The sequence below is a fragment of the Bacillus sp. JJ722 genome (assembly GCF_036963345.1).
In the GTDB taxonomy this organism is placed as follows: domain Bacteria; phylum Bacillota; class Bacilli; order Bacillales; family DSM-1321; genus Bacillus_AD.
The window spans coordinates 1-19398 of record NZ_JBALMO010000128.1 but is presented as its reverse complement, the minus strand read 5'-3'; the positions used below and the strand labels follow the sequence as shown (position 1 = coordinate 19398).

The window sequence follows — 19398 nt, the reverse complement described above, 5'->3', positions numbered from 1 at the left end:
GATTAAAACAGTAAAATTTACTTAATATTAATAAAAGGGGAAATCTTATATGTTAGATCATAAATTTATTATAGAGATAGTTTTATATGCCTAAAATTGACAATGTACTTGCAATACTATGGATGCTTAGCTCAGGTGAAAAAATTACTGCAAAACAAATTTCAGAAAAGTTAGAGATGAATATAAGGACTGTGTATCGTTATATTGATACACTTTCGACAAGTGGTGTACCTATAATTTCAGACTCAGGACATAACGGTGGATATACTTTATTGAATAATTTTATTGAAGCTCCTCTTTTTTTTGATTTTGAGGAGCAAACATCACTAATTCACGCTGCTGTTTTTGCAGAAGAAGCCGGATATTATGGAGGAGAAGCACTAAATAGGGCTATTTCAAAGCTAAGCAATTATTCAAACAAAGAGCAGGGAACAAAGATAAACCAACATTTAACCAGTCTTGAAGTAATAAGTCGAATAAGTTCCTTCTCGATGGAACCTTTCTTGAAGGATCTGGAGCAGGCCGTAGCTGACGGTTACTCTATAAAAATTCGATACCATAAAAGTGGCTTAGAGCAATCAAAGTATAGATTGGTTGATCCATACAGAATTATTTATTGGAATAATAAGTGGTATGTTATTGGATTTTGTCAACTTAGGAATGATATCCGTAGTTTTAGAGTAGATCGAATTGAAAGTCTAATGCTAACTGGAAATAAGTTTAAGCGGCCAGAAAACTTTCCGGCACGTGACTTTTTTTTGAAAAACCTTCTTCCTACTACGGAAGATAAGGAAAGGATTACTTCTTTAGTTATTAAGGGAAATAAAAGTACGCTGAATGATGTTTGCCAACATTGGTTTTTAGAGAGTTATTTACAGGAACGGACTTCAAATCAAGCGGTATTCCTTCTTGAAAAAGATATAATACATACATATGTACCTTATTTACTTATACCGTACGGTAAATCTATTCAAATTATTGAACCAAAAAGTCTTAAGAAAAGACTTATTGAAATTCTGTCGGAATTAATACAATTTCATAAAGTATAAAAACTTCCCTGACATTAGCTGTCAGGGAAGTTTTATTATAATAGGCTATATCAATTGTGATTGGAGAGTTATTGGATGCAAACAAAAAAAGTTTATCTTTATGTATTTAATACAATGTCAGACTGGGAATATGGATATTTAATTGCTGAATTAAATTCAGGAAGATATTTCAAAAAAGATTTAGCACCTTTAAAAGTAATTACAGTAGGGACTACTAAAGAAATTATTACTACAATGGGAGGACTGAATATAAAACCAGATATTTCCCTGGTCGATTGTACTCTTAAGAGTAAAGATCTTATAATTTTACCTGGAGGGAATACTTGGGGAGAAGATATTCATCAACCTATCTTGAAAAAAATTGGCGAAGCTTTAAAGCTTGGCACTATTGTTGCTGCAATTTGCGGTGCTACTGCGGGTCTGGCAAATGTTGGTTACTTAGATTCTAGAAAGCATACAAGTAATAACTTAGAGTATATTAAAATGGTCTGTCCTAATTATAGAGGAGAAAAATTTCATGAAATGAGACCTGCAGTATCTGATGCGAATTTGGTTACTGCATCTGGAATAGCTCCTCTGGAATTTGCGAAGGAAGTACTGAAAACCTTAGATGTATTTGCACCAGATACATTGGATTCATGGTATAATCTAAATAATACTCAAAAAACTGAATACTTCTTTCAGTTAATGAATTCAATAAATAGATGAGCCAAAAAACAACCTAATAAAAAATTTCGAGAATATAAATTGTTCCGTATTCTTAGTTATATAAACACAAAATCGCCATTGTTTGAACAATGGCGATTTTGTATATCCGTTTAATTGTTCTCCTTTGCTTCCGATTCAAAAAATTCTATGGCTTCCTTTAATGAGAAATGCCTTTTAACAATAGCATGTATTGATTTCATCATAGCTGTTGGGTGAGAGGATTGCCAGATGTTGCGCCCCATATCGACGCCGGCTGCTCCTTGTTGGATAGCATTGTAGGTGATCTCTAGTGCTTGTTGGATGGTATCAAATTTAGGTCCGCCAGCAATGACGATCGGCACAGGACAGGTTCTAGTTACTTTCTCAAAGTCATCACAGTAATATGTCTTGACGATATCAGCTCCCATTTCAGCTACCACGCGGGAGGCTAAGGAAAGGAAGCGAGCATCTCTTTTTTCTAATTCTTTTCCTACAGCCGTAATCCCAAGAACTGGTATGCCGTAATCATGTGCTTCTGTAACAAGATGAGCTAAATTCGTCACTGTTTGGGTTTCGTATTCTGAACCAATAAAGACTGACACACCTACGCCAATCGCATTGTGCCGTAATGCTTCTTTTACAGATGTTACGAGTGTTTCGTTAGCCAAGTCCTTACCGACAACCGTGGGTCCCCCAGAAACGCGCAGAACCATCGGTGTTTCGATTGTTTCTGGAATGGATGCGGCTAAAACCCCCCGTGTTAAATAAAGAGAATCAGTATAAGGTAGGAGCTCTTTGACAGTTTCTTCAGGCTGTTCTAAACCCGTAATTGGTCCTAAGAAATAACCATGGTCAATGGCCAGCATAACAGCTCTTCCATTGGGAAGGATCTTGTTTAAACGATTTTTCATACCCCAACTCATATTACTCCACTCCTTCAATTAGTGATGGTTTGTCAATAACAACGGAATCATTGATACCAATATGTGGTGATTTAATAAAAACAGCTTTGAAATTTGCGCTAGATGTATTAATGAGATAATGAGAATCACCTGGACTACATTGAATCATATCGCCCGGTTTTACGGCGTGACGTTGATTATTAATATAGAAATCTATGTTTCCTTCGAGGATATAAAACGCTTCTTCGCAGGAAGTGTGATAATGATTTGCGAAATCTTGCCCTGGTTTTAATAGCACCACTCCTATATCTACATTGGGTCCTTTCGTTAAATATTTCGGTCCATTGTCTCCAAATCGATATTCAAAATCACTTTCATTGACCTTTTTCATTTTCATATCCCCTTTCAAAAGAAGCATAGATTTAAAGACCAGGAGATTTCCACATATGTGTTGTTAATCCTGCATCGGCCAGTTTCAATTGTTCTGTATATATTTGCTTCCATTGATTATAAATAGTTTGATATTGCTTATGATGATCCATATCAGGAATATGGACTCGATCCCATTTGATAATGTTTTGAACAGCATCGTGAATACTATGAAATAGCCCTGCACCTACACCAGCGTATAAAGCCGTTCCAAGTGCGGCAGCTTCCTTGACAACAGGTATTTTTACAGGTACACCTAAAACATCAGCTAAAGTTTGACTCCATAGTTTTCCTTTAGATGCGCCTCCTACAAAGATAACTTCAGAAGGGTAGAATCCATTCTTTTCTTGAATAAGTTTAAAGTTTCCGAGGGTAATAAGAGCAGCATTTTCTTGAAGAGATTTGAACAGTTCTTTTTTTCCGGATTTTAGAGGATCTAAGCTAAGATTAATGAAGGAAGGTGCAGCGTGCCGCCACGATAAATAATTCATTGTATCAGAGAAGATAGGGATAATGCCATGTGAACCAATTGGTACATCTTTTGCTTGTTCTTCGAGAATCTCATATACATCTATTCCAGATTGTAGTGCTTCTTTTTTTTCGTTCTGACAGAAGGCATCACGGAACCATCTCATCGCAAGCCCAGGATTAAAGGCAATGGTTTCAATTTGCCAAAGATTTGGTATGGTATGACAGTTGATTCTAAAATGCCCATCGGTATCCATCAGTGGTTCTTTCAAATTGACTTCTTGTTGCCAAAATGATCCACCTGAAACAACAGTTTGATGCTCGTGAATAGCCCCAACACCGATAGACGCCATTTGAGCATCGCCACCTCCGGAAACGACTATTGTATGAGTAGATAGACCCGTGATTTGGGCGATTTCATCTGTCACATAGCCAAGAATTTCTCCTGCTTCCTTAACGGGGGGAAATAAGTCATTTTTTACTTCACACAAAGTAGCTATGGCAGAATTCCATGTTCTACTTTTTAAATCAAATATACCTGTTGTGCAACCATTTGATGGATCCACATGAAGCTTACCAGACAGTTTATATAAGATCCAATCATTAATCATGGTGAGTGTGGTAGCCTTGTTGTATATTTCTTGTTTATGGTTTTTAAGCCAAAGTAAACGAGGGAGAGCGCCTAAAGCAAATGTCTGACCAGAAAGGTGATAAATCTTTGTCTCTAGCTCAGAATCAAGCGATTTTAAATATTTGACTTCTTCCGTAGCTCTGGCATCCACATTTGCGCAAGCCCATATTTCATTCCCATCATGATCGTACAGAACAAATCCTTCGCGCATACTGGTTGCACTAATCGCTTTAATATCCTTTGGATCAATACGTGTATTTAGTAAAAGATGATGTATACAGTCTATAATCAGTTGCCAATTGCGTACATAGTCGAAGTTCATTGAACCGGGATGCTTTTCTTCAGCTAAGTGGTCCCATTCTGTTTGGGAAACAGCTACTTGAACACCTTTAGTATCAAAAAGAACAGCCCGAACACTACCCGTTCCTGCATCAAATGCCAAAATATAAGACATTTTCTTAGTCAACCTCCATTTCAAGTAAAGATTGCGCAGTTGTTTCATCCGTAACTAGCGTTTGAACATATTTTCCTTTCAGTGCTCCAAATATGGCTATGACTTTATTTGCTCCACCAGCTACGGCAATGACATTATTTAATTCTTTTAGCAGGGAAAGTCTTGTACCGATTAATCGATAATGATGAGGCAAGTTGAGAACTTCCCCATCTTTGTTGAAAAATTGACCTAATATATCACCGACTGCATTTTGCTGTTTAATATGAGTGAGTTCGTGGATGGTGAGCTTTTCCTCAACGATGATGGTAGCTTCTGTGGAAATACCCCCAATTCCAACAACCATATACCTAGTTAGTTTGGAGAGATCTAAAATTTCTTTTACAGAAGGCTCATTTAGAAATTTACTAGCCATTTCTTCGGTTGATGCTAAAAAAGGGGTTGGAATGATATGCATTTTTTGAAACTTGCCTATACCACTACTACCGACGTTGCTGTTCGGTAAGTAATAATTGACTCCTCCTGTTAGGGTAACCATTGATAAATCATAATCACTGTCAATAGAGAGACAATCAATGGTATCAGAAACAGCTTTTCCCCAGCCGAAACCTAAGAGATCGTGTTTTTCTATTTTGCTTTGTATGTATTGGGCAGTTGCTTTAGCTAATGAATGACTTAAATCGGAAGGATTTACAGGAGTAGGTATAACAAATGCATTAGGAAGATTGTATTTTTTCTTTAAATCCTGTTCAATTTCAAGGCAATTACTACTTTTTCCTTTTATTTGAAATTGAACAATACCATCTGCGCGTGCCTTATCAAGAAGGCGGACAACTTTATTTCTGGATACCCCCAGCATAACGGCTATTTCATGTTGTGTTAGATTTTCTTTATAGTAGTACCAGGCCACTTTCACTAATATATTTTCTGTATAGATATCATTGTCCATTGTATATCTACCTTTCAACTTTTGTTTAATGATTGATTTTTTGTTGCAATGTAAAGAGAGTATATCATCTGTTTTTTATGAAATCAACCAAATTATGTAAGTTATTAGTGATAGAATAACATTTTATGGAATATACATAATTTGACTATTTGAACATAAAATCATGTATCAAACAAATGATTGCTTCATCACCATTTGTTGTAAGCGCTTTTATTCATTAGACTTAATGGTAGGGTGGTTAAATAATGAGTAAAGTTGACTATTTACTTGAAATTCAAAATTTGCATAAAGAATTTTCTGGAAATGTGGTGTTAGATGATATTAATCTGACCCTTCAAAGAGGTGAAATTCATGCTCTTGTTGGAGGGAATGGAGCCGGAAAATCGACGCTAATGAAAATCATTACTGGATTATATAGGGCGGATCGTGGTGTAATTCACATTAACAGTAAGCAAGTAGCATTACGAAATACACATGATGCGCATAGGCAAGGTATTTATCTAGTTCCGCAAGAACCTCTCATTTTTCCACATATGAGTGTTGAGGAAAATATTAGTATGGGTTTGCCTGGTTCAAGATTGGAATTACGAAAGAAAATATATCGTATTTTAAGCAAGTTAGGATGGAACCTCGACTTACAGAGAAAAGCTACTTCTTTATCCATAGCCGAACAACAGCTTGTTGAAATTATTAGAGGGCTGGTTAGAGAAGCAGACATTTTGATATTAGATGAGCCCACTTCTGCGTTAACCTTTGGTGAGATCGAATCATTATTTACGGTGATTAAACAGCTCACGTTTGAAGATATAGGTGTTTTTTACATTACACATCGTTTTTCAGAAATTTTCATTTTGGCGGATTCAGTATCTTTATTACGGGATGGAAGGATCTCAGCATCAGGTCCGGTATCGCAGTTTACGTATGAGAAATTGGTTGAGGGGTTAGTGCCTGAACACGCTCTAACTGCTTCAAAAGAGTCGAATTTGTATGATCATAATGAAACTTTGGTGTCGAGTAATGTAGTGAAAAAACCCACGCTTCGTGTTACTGGGTTATGTAACAGGTATTTTGAAGATATTTCCTTTGATATCTACCCGGAAGAGGTACTTGGAATTGCTGGTGTTGTAGGCGCTGGAAGAACAGAATTAGGAGAAGCTATTGCGGGGCTTGCGATGATTGAATCAGGGAAAATCATATTAAATGATAAAGAAATAAATTCACTTTCAAGTCGTGAAAGAATTCATAATGGACTTGTGTATGTTCCGGAAGATCGTCATGCTCATGGTATCTTTTCGATTGCTTCCATCAAAAATAATATTACCTCTACTATATTACATAAGCTAAAAGGCTTATTCCTCCCAATTAAACACGAAAAAGAACTTTCCTTGCAATCTATTTCTATGATGAAAGTAAAGACAATGAATATTCATCAAGAGCTGAAGGACTTATCAGGTGGTAACCAGCAAAAAGTAGTGCTTTCTAAATTTTTGGCTACCTCGCCAAAGCTCATCATTTTGGATGAACCTACACGAGGGATTGATGTAAGTGCGCGTAAAGACATTTACAGCATAATTCAAAAGTTAAAAAAGGAAGGCTTAGCTGTCCTTTTGATTTCTTCAGATATGGAAGAAATCAAAAAATTGAGCGATCAAGTAATAGTTATGCATGAAGGAAGGATCGTAAATTTTCTCCAAAAGAGCGAAGTGACACTTGAACATATTACGTCGTTAGCTTATGGAGTGAAAAAAGGGGGGGATACTTATGACGTTCTTCACCCGACTTCTAAAGACACGTGAATTATCAATCATTCTACTTATGATATTGTTCTTTATCTTGGTTGGATTGATTAATAGTGAGTTTATAGCTGGTGGTACGCTTTCATTGATGGTTAAAGCAAGTACGATATTGTTGGTTATGGCTATAGGTCAGTCCTTTGTTTTATTCACATCGAACATTGATGTTTCTGTTGGATCTATTATGGGGTTATCCGCGGCTGTGTGCGGGATGCTTTTGACAAGTGGCATGCATATTTGGTTGACTGTCCTGATTGTTTTGTTGGTCGGTATAATCGCAGGCTGTGTGAATGGGATAGGTGTATCTATTTTTAGAATACCATCTATTATCATGACTTTGGGAACATTAGGTATCCTTCGGGGAGTAATGCTGATTTATACGGAAGGTATGTGGATTGAAGATATTCCGAACTTTTATAAGAAGTACGCAAGTATGGAAATTTTAGGAATTACTATCCCTATCTGGGTAACACTCAGTATTTTATTGGTGTCACATCTGTTTCTCACCAAAATGAAATTCGGTCGTTATTTTTTCGCTGTTGGTGACAATGAAGAGGGGGCTAAATCAGTAGGGCTACCTGTACTTCAAGTGAAAATATTGGCCTTTATTTTCTCTGGGCTCTCTGCTTCCATTGCGGGGCTTATATTCGTGATGAATATTGGCTTTGTACCCAATCAAACCGGAAGTGGAATTGAACTGCAAGTCATTGCAGCAGCCGTTTTGGGAGGTGTTAGTTTAACAGGAGGTCTAGGGAGTGTAGTAGGAGCCAGTTTAGGTGCTATCTTTTTTACAGTAATTAACAACTCGCTCATTTATCTTAAAATTCCTGCCTACTGGAATGATGCTATATCTGGTTTTTTATTGCTTCTTATTGTGGTTGGCGACTCTAAATTTCAAAAATATTTGTCTGATAAATCGGCAAAGCGTATTAAAGGAAAGAGCGAATTCGATTTAACGGTTCATGAAAGGAGGGATGAGTAATGAGAAAGCAAATAAAGTGGATTATGAAGTGGGAAATCATATTATTCCTGTTTTTATTGATTGAAATTCTGATCTTTAGTCAATTATCTCCTGGCTTTATAAATCTAAATAATCTTTTATACAGTATGAATGATTACGCTTATATCGCAATTGCGGCTATTCCTATGACTTTTGTCATTGTAACGGGAGGAATTGATGTTTCTGTCGGTTCTGTCATGGGGCTTTCTTCCATTCTATTAGGAGTGTTGTGGATTAATGGTACGGATATTTATGTCGCTATAACTATCACAGTTGTAGCTGCGGCGTTTGCCGGTCTTTTAAATGGATTACTTGCAGCACTTACAGATGTGCAGCCTTTAATTATTACGTTGGGAACTATGTTTTTATTTTCGGGAATTGCTCTTATTATATCGGGTGGTGCAAGTGCTTCAGGCTATGAGGGCATCAGTGGTTTTCCTGATTCATTTGTAGAGATAGCGAATGGAAATTGGTTGGGTATTCCGAATCCAGTGTGGTTTCTTGGAATTTGTATGCTCTTTTTTGGTGGGCTACTTCATTGGACCCGTTACGGTCGTAGCGTGTTTTTAGTTGGAATTAATATAAAAGCTGCCAAATATTCAGGTTTACGGACGAAGTGGATTATCATGAGCACCTATATTTTATCAGGGATTGGAGGAAGTATGAGTGGCATCATATTAACTTCATATTTCAGCTCTGCCCGTTCAGATTTAGGATCAGAAGCAATCTTGCCCGTCATTACAGCCGTGGTATTAGGCGGTACAAGTATTTTAGGAGGTAAAGGAAGTGTATTAGGTACCGCAATTGCAAGTATTGTAATAGGGATGATGCAATATGGTTTGCAAATGATAGGTATGTCTAGTCAGCAAACAAGTGTAGTTATAGGATCACTGCTAATTCTTGCTGTTTTATTGAGAAATACGAATTGGTATAAGTTTACCCAGATGTTCAGAAACCGTAAGTCGTTAGCTAACAAATAAAGGGAGGCTATGGTTATGAGTAAGAAAAGATTTTTATCCATTTGTGTGGTTTTCTTATTAATAGTAGGGACACTGCTTGGATGCAGTGGAAATCAATCTAGTTCATCTAGTCCGAAAGAGAATGGTACAAAAAAGGAAGAGTCGTCTAATAAATCTAAAAAAGATGTCAAACTAGCTTTTATTCCAAAGTTGGTGGGAGTTGGTTTTTTTACATCCGGTGGGCAGGGTGCAAAGGAAATGGCAGATTCATTAGGTGTAGAGTTGAAATATGATGGACCAACTGAAGCTTCAGTTTCTGGGCAGGTTCAATTCATTAATAATTTTACTAACCAAGGTTATAAAGCATTAATGGTATCATCTGTTTCAGCTGATGGACTTAGCCAAGCGTTAAAGAGAGCGAAAGACCGGGGTGTAAAGATATTGACATGGGACTCCGATGTTAATCCAAAAGATCGTTCTTTCTATATCAATCAAGGAACACCCCAGCAGTTGGCGGAGCTCTTAATCCAAATGACTTTTGATCAAATAGGTGATAAAGGTAAGGTAGCCTTTTTCTATTCAAGTCCTACTGTTACAGATCAAAATCAATGGGTGACTAAGGCAAAAGAAATCATCGTGGAAAAATACCCAGGCTGGGAGATTGTAACGACACAATACGGAGAGAACGATGCACAAAAATCATTGACTGTTGGAGAAAACATTTTAAAGACATACGCTGATATCGATGCGGTTATTGCACCAGACGCTACAGCACTACCAGCAATGGCGCAAGCTGCAGAGAATTTAAAGAAAGCTGGCGAAGTAGTGGTGACAGGTTTCTCTACACCGAATGTAATGAGAGATTATGTCAAACGAGGGACCGTAAAACAATTTGGACTTTGGGATGTAAAAAAACAAGGAGCTCTTGCAGCCTATGTGGCCTACTTAATGACTGTTGAAGGAAAGAGTTAAAAGTGGGCGATGAATTTGAAGTACCGAATATCGGCAAAGTGAAAATAGAACCAAATACGATTCAAGGCTATGATTATACAGCAGAGGATAGTGGTATTATTCTCTTACCAGAACGTGTCGTCTTCACGAAGGATAATATTGATGATTATGATTTTTAGTTGAGAAAGCGGAGGACAATAAGGAGAATTTTAAAAAGCACCTGTTTTGGTGCTTTTTTTTGTGTTTAATTTTATCCCGTTCAAACNNNNAAGTGGGAGATGAAGCGCCAGTAAGAACCCGATTGGTTCAACTAATAATCGGTGGTGGATGGAAGAAACCCCCCACCGATTAAAGTTTCACTTTATCGTTTCCTGCTCTTGAATTCCTTTTTTAAATCTCTTTTCTAGAATTAAGCATACGTAGAAATCCACTTCAAAATTGAAGTGGATTTTTCATTGAACATTTTTCCAAATAAACCATTTACCATGCCCATCTGCAGCTGGCATCGTTTTTCCTTCTTTTATTTCTCCATTTTTTATAAAATCTTGATGAATATTTGTATCATACATATTGTTGTAAACGTGATAGAGTGAACGATGATAGCTTAATTGATATAACAAATTTTCAAAGTCTCTTTTTAAGTGTTTCGGAAATTGATTTGCTACATGTGTATGGAATAGCACGATTTGAGCTTTAGGAGAAATTAGCTTAATAATCGTAGGAAGTAGCTCTAACATATTTCCTTCATAGAGCTCTTTTGGAATTTCTTTTGATATGTTACTAGCTTGTATAAATTGGCTACGACGCAAGCTATGTTCGGGCCAAATAAGTGCAAGCATCCATTCGTAATCCTCCTTCTTTGCCAAATTAATAATATTTAAATCAATGCCAATTCTGTTTGTAATTTCAAGATTGTGATTAAAGTATGGCAATTTTTCTCCCTTATTTTCAGAAGCGATGTAGAGTGAACCTATTTTATTTACTAGCTTCAAAGTTTCTTGTTGTTGCTGAATTTCATAGTTGTACTTATCTCGACAGAGTAATAATCCTGAACTTGTACCAATTTCAATTAAAGCAAGCGGCCTATTTGTTTGCTTAGCGATACTTAAAAATATGGGATAAAGTTAAGCTGATCTTCTAACTTCATTCGTTTGAACTAACTTTGATTGAAATCGTATAATTGTTTTTTATGTGCTACCGCAAATTGTTTAAAAGAATCGAAACTATTCTCTATAGGAAGCGCATTATCAGTTAAAGACGGGTAATAATTGCGTAATGTTGAACTAGATCTTGAAACTAAATAGTGCATGGATGCGAAAAAAAGATTTGGTTTTGGCTGAGATAATGGGATGCAACGTACGATTTCCATTAGGTGTTCATCTTCAATCATTTTTTTACTCNNATAATTAACATCCCCTTGTATTTGATTAAAGAAAATTATAGAATATATTTATTGTTTAGAAAATTAATTATTTTTAATCGAGTTAATTACTAATTTTAATTGGTGGAATGATAATGGAAATAAAGTGGTTAAAATCGTTTATAATTGCTGCCAAAACGCAAAACTTTAGAGAGGCTGCTGAACTATTGTATATTTCTCAGCCAAGTATTACAGTACATCTTCAACAACTTGAAACGGAGTTACAAACACAGTTATTTCATCGAGAAAGTTCGAGAGTTACACTAACTGAAGATTGTTACATTCAACTTTACTAAAAGATATTAAACTATATCCAGAAGAACGGGAATTTATTGGTAGGCTACACTAATTTAGACAGAAAAATTAAGAGCAAGTAGAATAGAATTAACAGAGGAATTCAAGAATTCAATGGTGCAGTTGTATTTGTATGGTAAGCCACTAAAAGATATAATTCATGAATATGAACTCACTACTTCTGCTTTAGCTCGGTGGATTAAACATCATGAAACAAGTCGTTCATTTTAAAAAAAGACAATAAAACATTTGTTAAAGGTAATGACAAACTACTTAGAAAACCTTAATTTTTATATAAATGAATCTTAAGTTGATGGAAAATAGTACTCAAATTTTGAAGCATTTGTATATGATAAAAACTGTAGAATATTTGAAGTCAAGGATGTCAGACCAGATTTGTACGATTTTTGGAAGGAGTGATGTGATATGAAAATGTATCCAGGTAAGATTTTAGAGAGGGCTAAAAAATAGGGAAGTCTATACGGATTTCCCATATAGGAGGAATCCAAAAATGATTACGCTAAAAGCAGTCGACAAAAGTAATTGGGAAGAATGTGCTCAACTTAAACCGAAACCAGAGCAAAAAACGTTTATTGTTTCTAACCTTTTTTCAATTGCGGAACAGCAGTTTTTAGATAGATTTTTATCTAAAGCAATTTACAATGACGACGTAATGATTGGTTTTACAATGTTTGGTTTAGATCCAGATGACGGAAATTACTGGGTTTACCGATTTATGATCGACGAAAGATTTCAAGGTCAAGGTCATGGTTACAATGCTATTTTACTGGTTATTGACGAAATAAGGAAAGCCAGTGATAGGTCTGATATTATAATGATTGGATATAAACCAGACAATGAACTAGCTAGAATGCTGTATAGAAAATCAGGTTTCAAGGAAGAGGGAATATCGTCCTGGGGAGAAATGGTTGCGAAGTATAAGTTTGTCTAGTCAATGAGAAACCAACAATAATCGTCGCTCCATTAAAACAGATTTTTTAGGATTACAGCAGTCTGTTCGGTTCATACAATACTTCAATTACCGCCTTTCAGGGCGGTTTTCTTTTCGTTGAAAGTCAACAATATGATATAACATAGCCCTGGGGTGATAGGGTTTATTTCATAGACCGCAAAGTAAGTAAAGTGAAACTTTAATCAGAGGAATTTTCTTCACTACCATATTTCTTCTTTTTTTCTGAATTTCAACACTAAACTGGACAACTTTTATAAGGATTGCTGCTTAAATTCTACTGGTGATTGATATCCCAATGTTCCATGAATACGGATGTTGTTAAACCAATGAACATAAAATCAAATTCAAGAGCGAACTGTTGAAGAGAATGAAAGTGCGCACTATTTGCGCATTCTGTTTACCATAGTTGTTTCGACTTTCTTTAAAGATTCGTTGAATGTCTTCGGAAAGCTCCGTTTCTTCGGCTTCGTAAGCCTCTTTTTCACGTAGATTTGCCTGGTAGCTTTAGTTTAAGATGACATTATTTGGAGGTGGGGAAATTGTTAAACAATAAGGCTATATAGAAACCCTGATTCTTCTGCTTAGCGTAGAAAAATCAGGGTTTTCATTTCTAAATAATGTCTTAGTGTTTAATATCCGTGTTTTGTCTGCAGTACCCCTAATAAGGCTATATGTATTTCAAGATGCTTTTTAGTAAGTATTCAAAAACAAAGCAATATTACTTAATTCCGAAAGTGTCCACCAATGAGATTAATGGCTGGTATTGACTGGATAAAACCAAGCACGGTAGAGTGAATGGATCCCCAAAACGATATCTTCATTGCTTAACCCACCAAAGCCGATTTGCACCATTGACGCCTCATCCTGATTATGTTTCACCCAAAAGGGGGATACTGCGTAAACCTTAACTCCTTCTTGGGCTGCAGCTCTAATTAGCTCCATTTCATTCATACCGTTATGTACATGCAATAAAATGTGTAGCCCAGCATCCTGTCCGATCACCGTAACCTGATCACCCATCAACTCTCGTATCACCTCAATCAATTTGGATTGTTTTCTATGATATACATTCCGCATTTTACGAATGTGGGCTTCCCAATGCCCGTTGCTCATGAACAGCTCCAGTGTCTTCTGATGAAGCCAGGATACTGTTTGATCATACAATCGGTAGCCCTGCTTCTTATGAAGCTCCAGTAAGGAAGGAGGCAGTATCATATAAGCGACGCGCAGAGAGGGAAGAAGGCATTTGGAGAAGGTTCCTAGATAGACAGTGCGTTGATTAGTATCCAAGCCTTGAAGGGAAGGAATTGGTTTGCCGACATACCTGAACTCGCTATCATAATCATCCTCGATAATGATGCCATCTTGGTCTACCGCCCATTTCAGCAATTGAATTCTCTTGGATATCGGCATGACCATTCCGAGTGGAAACTGGTGAGACGGGGTAATATAGACAATCCTAGACTTACTCTCATATAACTTGCCTATGTTAAGCCCATCGTTATCCAGCGGGATGGGATGGATGCTGAATCCATTATGTCGGAAAATAGTCCGAACCCCATCGTATCCTGGTTCTTCCATCGCAATGCTGTTGTTAGCAGTTCCCATCAACCCGGATAACATACTAAGCAGATTCTGTATGCCTGCCCCAATAATAATTTGATCAGGCGAGCAATTTACGCCTCTCGAATCATACAGGTATTTAGCAATTTCTACACGAAGCCCAGATTCCCCCTGAGAATCTCCATAAGAGAACAACTCTACTTGTTCCGGTTGTAAGCATTGATTCGTTAGTTTGCGCCAAGTGGCAAGCGGGAAGTGAGCGACATCCACATCGCCATATCGAAAATCATATTGAACTGGAGCAATGTCCTTTTGTCTTGCTTCAAACGGCTTCCTTCTCCTTGAATATGGCGCAGGCAACTTCTCCAGTTCCAATTCAATTACATATAAACCGCTCCTCGACTTACTTCGGACATAGCCTTCAGCTATCAATTTTTGGTAGGCCGATTCTACCGTATTGCGGCTAATATGGAGGTGGGCTGAAAGCGCACGGATGGAAGGCAATCGTGTATTAGCAGCCAGCTTGCCACTTATAATATCTTTTTTGATGTGTTGATATAGTTGAAAATATAACGGTTCTCCGGACTTTCTCTCCAGTAATAGCGTCATATCGATCATGCAAGCCCCTCCTTATAATCTAATCTGTCCCTATAATAATTATTAGATTTGTCACTATCATTGGTGACAGTGGACGATTACAATTATAACACTACCAGACGTATACGCGACTATAACTGGTATTATGGACTCTACATCAGGTGATTGGATCACCTATTATTTAGGAGGGGAATGAATTGGAAACAAAATCAAATAATAATGAATCACTTCGTGAGAGACAGCAGTCAGCTTCGACATCGGGAATATTCACCGATCATCCAGGCTATCGCCGCATGTTCGCTCCCAATAAACTCACGATTGGTATTTTCCTACCGCTTAAATTTTATACAGGTCACATGGACGACTTAAAGGATCAAGCCGATATCGTGGAAATGATCGATCAAAGGAACTTCGCTACAGTTTGGGTACGGGATGTGCCGCTTTTTGATCCTAGTTTCGGAGATGCTGGGCAGGTCTTCGATCCATTTGTTTATTTGGCGTATCTTGCTGCGAGGACAAAGCATGTATCTTTAGCAACGGGCAGTTCAATCTTCACACTACGTCATCCCCTAGATTTGGCTAAATCAGCGTCATCCATTGATGTGCTGTCTGGTGGCCGTCTTGTACTTGGGATTGCTTCAGGTGACCGAGCCATAGAATTTTCGGCTTACGGAATCGACGCTAACCAACGTGATGTTCGATTTCGGGAAACGGTTGAGTTTTTCCGCAATCTCATTCGACTACAAAAACCATCGATTCTATCGTCCCTTGGGCAAGTTGAGGGTGTGGAAATGCTTCCTAAACCTGTAATTGGCGATATTCCGCTCATCGTGACAGGATCAAGCCGACAATCCCTCGACTGGATCGCGGAGCATAGCGACGGTTGGCTCACTTATCCTGGAACGACAGCAGATTTGTCTGGCTCTCAGAGGCTCTCGGCAAAGATAAATGCCTGGCGTGAAAAAATACCAGGCGGGATATTCAAGCCACATATGACCAACGAATGGATTGATCTTGTGGAAGATGCCGATTATCCGAGAACACCGCTCCGCGGCGGGTATATTTTGCGTACTGGTCGCAAAGGTTTGATTCAACTTTTAAAAGAATGGCAAGCAGTTGGCGTTAACCATGCTGCGCTCGGCATTCAATTTTCCAGTCGCCCTCCTGCCGAAGTAATACAAGAGTTGGCCGAGGAAGTACTGCCGCTCTTCCCATCGCATGACGGCCCTAATCCGTTACACACTAAATGGTAACGTTATATAAATAAACCTTAAATAATTTTTTCTGGAAAACACTCGTTTACTCCGTTCTAAACGATTGGTAACGATCTAGGTTTACAAGAAACAGAAGGAATTTAATCAATCTTTGTTCAAAATGGGTTCCTTTTTTTACAGCTCAATAAGCCTTCAAATGATATTTTTAGTCAAACTTTATTTTGAAATATGTGTTTTGAAATATAGTTAATCTAAAGTTTTGATCAAATTTTTTTAAAAACTACATACTTAAAAGTGTTGATAAATTATCGTTTATAGCCTATTTCTGATCGAAATTTATTTCAAATCAACAGCTGTTGTGCTTTTGAAATAAAGTCACGATGTTTACAAAAAAGATGCGACGTTTTCCCCCTTTAGATATGATTGTCTAAAGGGGTATTTTAATGTCAAAAAGGAGTAGAGTCAGGAAAATGTGGATTTACAACGCTAAACATTTTAATACAAGTTTTATGAGACATCATGAAGGCTTGTTTAAAGCCAATTTAATTATGTATCAGTAAGCTATACTCTATTGAAATTGTGAAAGAATGTACTTAAATTAACGGTGCAGGATAGCGGAAGAAGGATTTTTAATCATTAATGTAGAATTTATTAGTTATTAGTTCTATTGTTATTTTATGTAAAATACAAATAGAGGATGGTGATTTACATTTAAAGTTCTCTTCCTTATTTTGATGACGCTTCTTTTAGCTTTAGTAGGATGTTCTGCAAAAAATGAAACTGAAGAGACTAAACCAAAAGAAACTGAACAGTCTCAGAATGAGACTGAATTCTCTTCAGGACTTCCTGAAAAAATAAGTGAGGGTAAGGCTTATTTCTCCGTAGGTCGGGATTGGAAAGAAAGCGAACACTTTACAAATGGCAACACGATGCTCATTGTAACACCTAATCTTTTAGGCGTTACATTTGATGAAGATGAAAAATTTTATGTAAACAAGCCTCAAAAACATATCTGGTATTTCTGGGGAGGTGATGAAATGTTTAATGGCACACTATCTGTTAAAGCATTTCATCAAGACACTTCTGAAAAAATAGAGTTAGTAAAAGAAACTCCATTAGGTGGTTCACTCAATGGAGCTAATAACCATGCCCCAACAACTATGGAATTTACTAAAAAGGGTATGTGGGCATTAGATGCTTATATCAGTGACAAGTTGTTTGGAAGTGTTTTTTTATAGAACAATAGGTATTAATTTCCATGTACAAAATGAGTATGAAACGAATCATGAACTAACTGTATGAAATAAATTAAATACAGAGAAAAAAGAGAGGCTAATTTTGTATACAAAATTAGCCTCTCTTATATTTAGAGAAAGAATAATTACCTAAATGTGTTTTTTTTCTGGCTCTCGTTTTGGAGCTCGCCTTTTCATTTATCATTTTTTCTTACTAAGGACACACTACGAATGCACATGTGATTTATCGTCGAACATACATAAAGACTATGCAAAACCAAGAGCTTTGAAGAGTATGCCAATTGAAGTGAATTTCTAATAAGATTAACAACAAATTCATTAAATAAAAATAGCTACTTTATGTTTTTAATTTATAAAGTAGCTGTTTTTATTTAATTCCGCTTTTCTTCTATTATATATATTTACCTAATACACTCGTATCCCAAGTGTGAATTTCATGTTGTTCCCTTTCCATCACCTTTTGTAAATATATCGTAGTTGTCTCTATTTTTTCAAGACCAAGAGAACGACTTATTTGAAATAAGTCCGCTTTACTTAAATATGAAATAATAGCATGACTATGTCGAAATGTATGGGGTCCTATTTTGGATGATCGATGCTTTAGAAAAGGCAAATTGCTTTCCTCTATTACCTTAGTGAGATATTGAGACAAATATGAAGGTGAAAATGGTTTTAATGTGTTAGTTGTAAAAAGATATTCTTCTGATTGAGAAGCGGCAGTAATATGTAACCTTCTAGCCAATCGATATTGATCAATGCTTTGCAGTACTTTTTCTTTTATAGGAACTTGTCTTTTTTTATTCCCTTTACCGACTACATCCAGATAATAATCACCTGTTATAGAATCATAAATTAAGTCCTTTACTTTAAGTTTACAAAGTTCTTCGTACGAATACCCGTTGTTGTTAATACGTGTATTAAACCAAAAGCAATTATGTGGTTTTTCTTACTAAAGTAATCAAGTAGTTGAACCACTTCTTTTGGCCCAGGGTCTCTATTTGGACGATCATCTTTTCGTACAAGTGCTACATATAAACCTTCATGAATAGGCTTATGTATTGACTCTCATATTAAGGATTTCAAAAAGTTTTTAATGATAATGGTTTTTCTTGATACCGTAGCAGGGGAATAACTACCATTCTTTTGTACATACGGACTCTTATTGGCCAGCTATTCCTGATACCTTCTTATATGCCTTTTCTTTTTTCAATAGATTTAAATAAAGAACCTCCAACTATATGTGTTATATCTATTTCAATTTCCAGAGAGTATTGGATTAGCTGCTGAATAAACATTAATAATTCTCTTTCGTACTCCTTTAATGTTCGAGTTGATTTATCATGTTCCTTATTTAAATGTTCTCTCTTATGTAAAAACTACTGAAGCATATCAATATCTGAGAAATCGTGAAAAGACTTTTTACGATTTTTTTCAGCCTCATCTAACTGCATTTGCAAACTTGACACATCACTGTCTTGCAATTGTACTTTTATAACATCCAAAGTAAACTGTGAAGATTGTTGAATTAATTCCTTCATTCCTTCACTTCCTTATACCATTATATTTTTTAAAAAGCACATGAGATTCTTTTATATTTAGTTATCTATTATAAGACTTGGATGTGTAATTCTAAAATTAACAAAAATAACTAGTTAATTACTATTATAGAAAACACATTTAAAATTACGAGTTATGATTTGTATAAAAAATGTTCCCTTTGTTTATATTAGTTTTAAAGTATATATTTTAAAATTATAATAAATAATATACTTTAAATTGATTATTATAAATATAAAGTTCATTGTATAAATA

At 36.3% G+C, this 19398-nt stretch carries 18 protein-coding genes and 2 pseudogenes; 10 read left to right on the top strand and 10 right to left on the bottom strand.

Going from position 1 to position 19398, the window contains the following annotated elements; genetic code table 11:
* Positions 1–86: 86 nt before the first annotated feature.
* A complete protein-coding gene (locus V7014_RS16070) occupies positions 87–1049 on the top strand; it encodes a helix-turn-helix transcriptional regulator (protein WP_335508444.1) in 963 nt (320 codons plus the stop codon).
* 75 nt (positions 1050–1124) lie between these two features.
* A complete protein-coding gene (locus V7014_RS16065) occupies positions 1125–1757 on the top strand; it encodes a type 1 glutamine amidotransferase family protein (RefSeq protein ID WP_335508443.1) in 633 nt (210 codons plus the stop codon).
* Between the two features lie 110 nt (positions 1758–1867).
* On the opposite strand, the gene lsrF is transcribed toward V7014_RS16065, so the two are convergent.
* Genes lsrF through V7014_RS16045 form a run of 4 tightly spaced genes read right to left on the bottom strand, consistent with a single transcriptional unit; the run spans position 1868 to position 5566 of the window.
* The gene (lsrF, locus tag V7014_RS16060; protein ID WP_335508442.1) at positions 1868–2659 is read right to left on the bottom strand and encodes a 3-hydroxy-5-phosphonooxypentane-2,4-dione thiolase; all 792 of its coding nucleotides are present in this window, start codon (positions 2657–2659) and stop codon (positions 1868–1870) included.
* 1 nt (position 2660) lies between these two features.
* Entirely contained in the window at positions 2661–3029 is a 369-nt protein-coding gene (locus V7014_RS16055) for a cupin domain-containing protein (RefSeq protein ID WP_335508441.1), read from the bottom strand.
* 31 nt (positions 3030–3060) lie between these two features.
* Complete coding sequence (lsrK, locus tag V7014_RS16050) at positions 3061–4620, bottom strand: autoinducer-2 kinase (RefSeq protein ID WP_335508440.1); 1560 nt, start codon at positions 4618–4620, stop codon at positions 3061–3063.
* Between the two features lie 4 nt (positions 4621–4624).
* Positions 4625–5566 carry a sugar-binding transcriptional regulator gene (locus V7014_RS16045; protein ID WP_335508439.1) on the bottom strand — a complete coding sequence of 314 codons (942 nt, stop codon included), beginning with the start codon at positions 5564–5566 and terminating at the stop codon, positions 4625–4627.
* Positions 5567–5811: 245 nt separating this feature from the next.
* Between V7014_RS16045 and V7014_RS16040 the strand changes: the two genes are divergently transcribed.
* The 4 genes and pseudogenes from V7014_RS16040 to lsrB form a co-directional block, all read left to right on the top strand.
* Positions 5812–7362: a sugar ABC transporter ATP-binding protein gene (locus V7014_RS16040; RefSeq protein ID WP_335508438.1), complete on the top strand. Its 1551-nt coding sequence runs from the start codon at positions 5812–5814 to the stop codon at positions 7360–7362.
* Entirely contained in the window at positions 7328–8341 is a 1014-nt protein-coding gene (locus tag V7014_RS16035) for an ABC transporter permease subunit (RefSeq protein WP_335508437.1), read from the top strand. The genes V7014_RS16040 and V7014_RS16035 overlap by 35 nt, the downstream gene beginning before the upstream one ends.
* An 11-nt stretch (positions 8342–8352) precedes the next feature.
* Entirely contained in the window at positions 8353–9339 is a 987-nt protein-coding gene (locus V7014_RS16030; RefSeq protein WP_335508447.1) for an ABC transporter permease, read from the top strand.
* 156 nt (positions 9340–9495) lie between these two features.
* Positions 9496–10448 (top strand): annotated as a pseudogene (gene lsrB / locus V7014_RS16025) (autoinducer 2 ABC transporter substrate-binding protein LsrB); the annotation flags it as partial.
* Between the two features lie 273 nt (positions 10449–10721).
* Here lsrB and V7014_RS16020 read toward each other — a convergent pair.
* Both V7014_RS16020 and V7014_RS27300 read right to left on the bottom strand, forming a co-directional pair.
* On the bottom strand, positions 10722–11384 hold the full coding sequence (locus V7014_RS16020) for a DUF2332 domain-containing protein (protein ID WP_335508446.1): 663 nt from the start codon (positions 11382–11384) through the stop codon (positions 10722–10724).
* A gap of 41 nt (positions 11385–11425) precedes the next feature.
* Positions 11426–11659 carry a DUF2332 family protein gene (locus V7014_RS27300; RefSeq protein WP_438824928.1) on the bottom strand — a complete coding sequence of 78 codons (234 nt, stop codon included), beginning with the start codon at positions 11657–11659 and terminating at the stop codon, positions 11426–11428.
* Positions 11660–11784: 125 nt separating this feature from the next.
* On the opposite strand from V7014_RS27300, the gene V7014_RS16015 reads away from it, so the two are divergent.
* Entirely contained in the window at positions 11785–11985 is a 201-nt protein-coding gene (locus V7014_RS16015; RefSeq protein ID WP_335508436.1) for a LysR family transcriptional regulator, read from the top strand.
* 509 nt (positions 11986–12494) lie between these two features.
* Positions 12495–12935, top strand: coding sequence for a GNAT family N-acetyltransferase (locus V7014_RS16010; RefSeq protein ID WP_335508435.1), 441 nt, complete (start codon positions 12495–12497; stop codon positions 12933–12935).
* Between the two features lie 272 nt (positions 12936–13207).
* On the opposite strand, the pseudogene V7014_RS27295 reads toward V7014_RS16010, so the two are convergent.
* Positions 13208–13279 (bottom strand): annotated as a pseudogene (locus V7014_RS27295) (IS3 family transposase); the annotation flags it as partial.
* Between the two features lie 427 nt (positions 13280–13706).
* The gene (locus V7014_RS16005; RefSeq protein ID WP_335508434.1) at positions 13707–15137 is read right to left on the bottom strand and encodes a PLP-dependent aminotransferase family protein; all 1431 of its coding nucleotides are present in this window, start codon (positions 15135–15137) and stop codon (positions 13707–13709) included.
* A gap of 176 nt (positions 15138–15313) precedes the next feature.
* On the opposite strand from V7014_RS16005, the gene V7014_RS16000 reads away from it, so the two are divergent.
* Both V7014_RS16000 and V7014_RS15995 read left to right on the top strand, forming a co-directional pair.
* Entirely contained in the window at positions 15314–16369 is a 1056-nt protein-coding gene (locus tag V7014_RS16000) for an LLM class oxidoreductase (RefSeq protein WP_335508433.1), read from the top strand.
* A 695-nt stretch (positions 16370–17064) separates the two neighbouring features.
* Positions 17065–17568 (top strand): hypothetical protein, encoded by a 504-nt coding sequence (locus tag V7014_RS15995; protein ID WP_335508432.1) that lies wholly within the window; start codon positions 17065–17067, stop codon positions 17566–17568.
* Positions 17569–17977: 409 nt separating this feature from the next.
* Here V7014_RS15995 and V7014_RS15990 read toward each other — a convergent pair whose 3' ends face one another.
* Both V7014_RS15990 and V7014_RS15985 read right to left on the bottom strand, forming a co-directional pair.
* The gene (locus tag V7014_RS15990; protein ID WP_335508445.1) at positions 17978–18427 is read right to left on the bottom strand and encodes a tyrosine-type recombinase/integrase; all 450 of its coding nucleotides are present in this window, start codon (positions 18425–18427) and stop codon (positions 17978–17980) included.
* Positions 18428–18962: 535 nt separating this feature from the next.
* Positions 18963–19124 (bottom strand): hypothetical protein, encoded by a 162-nt coding sequence (locus V7014_RS15985; RefSeq protein WP_335508431.1) that lies wholly within the window; start codon positions 19122–19124, stop codon positions 18963–18965.
* Positions 19125–19398: the final 274 nt, after the last annotated feature.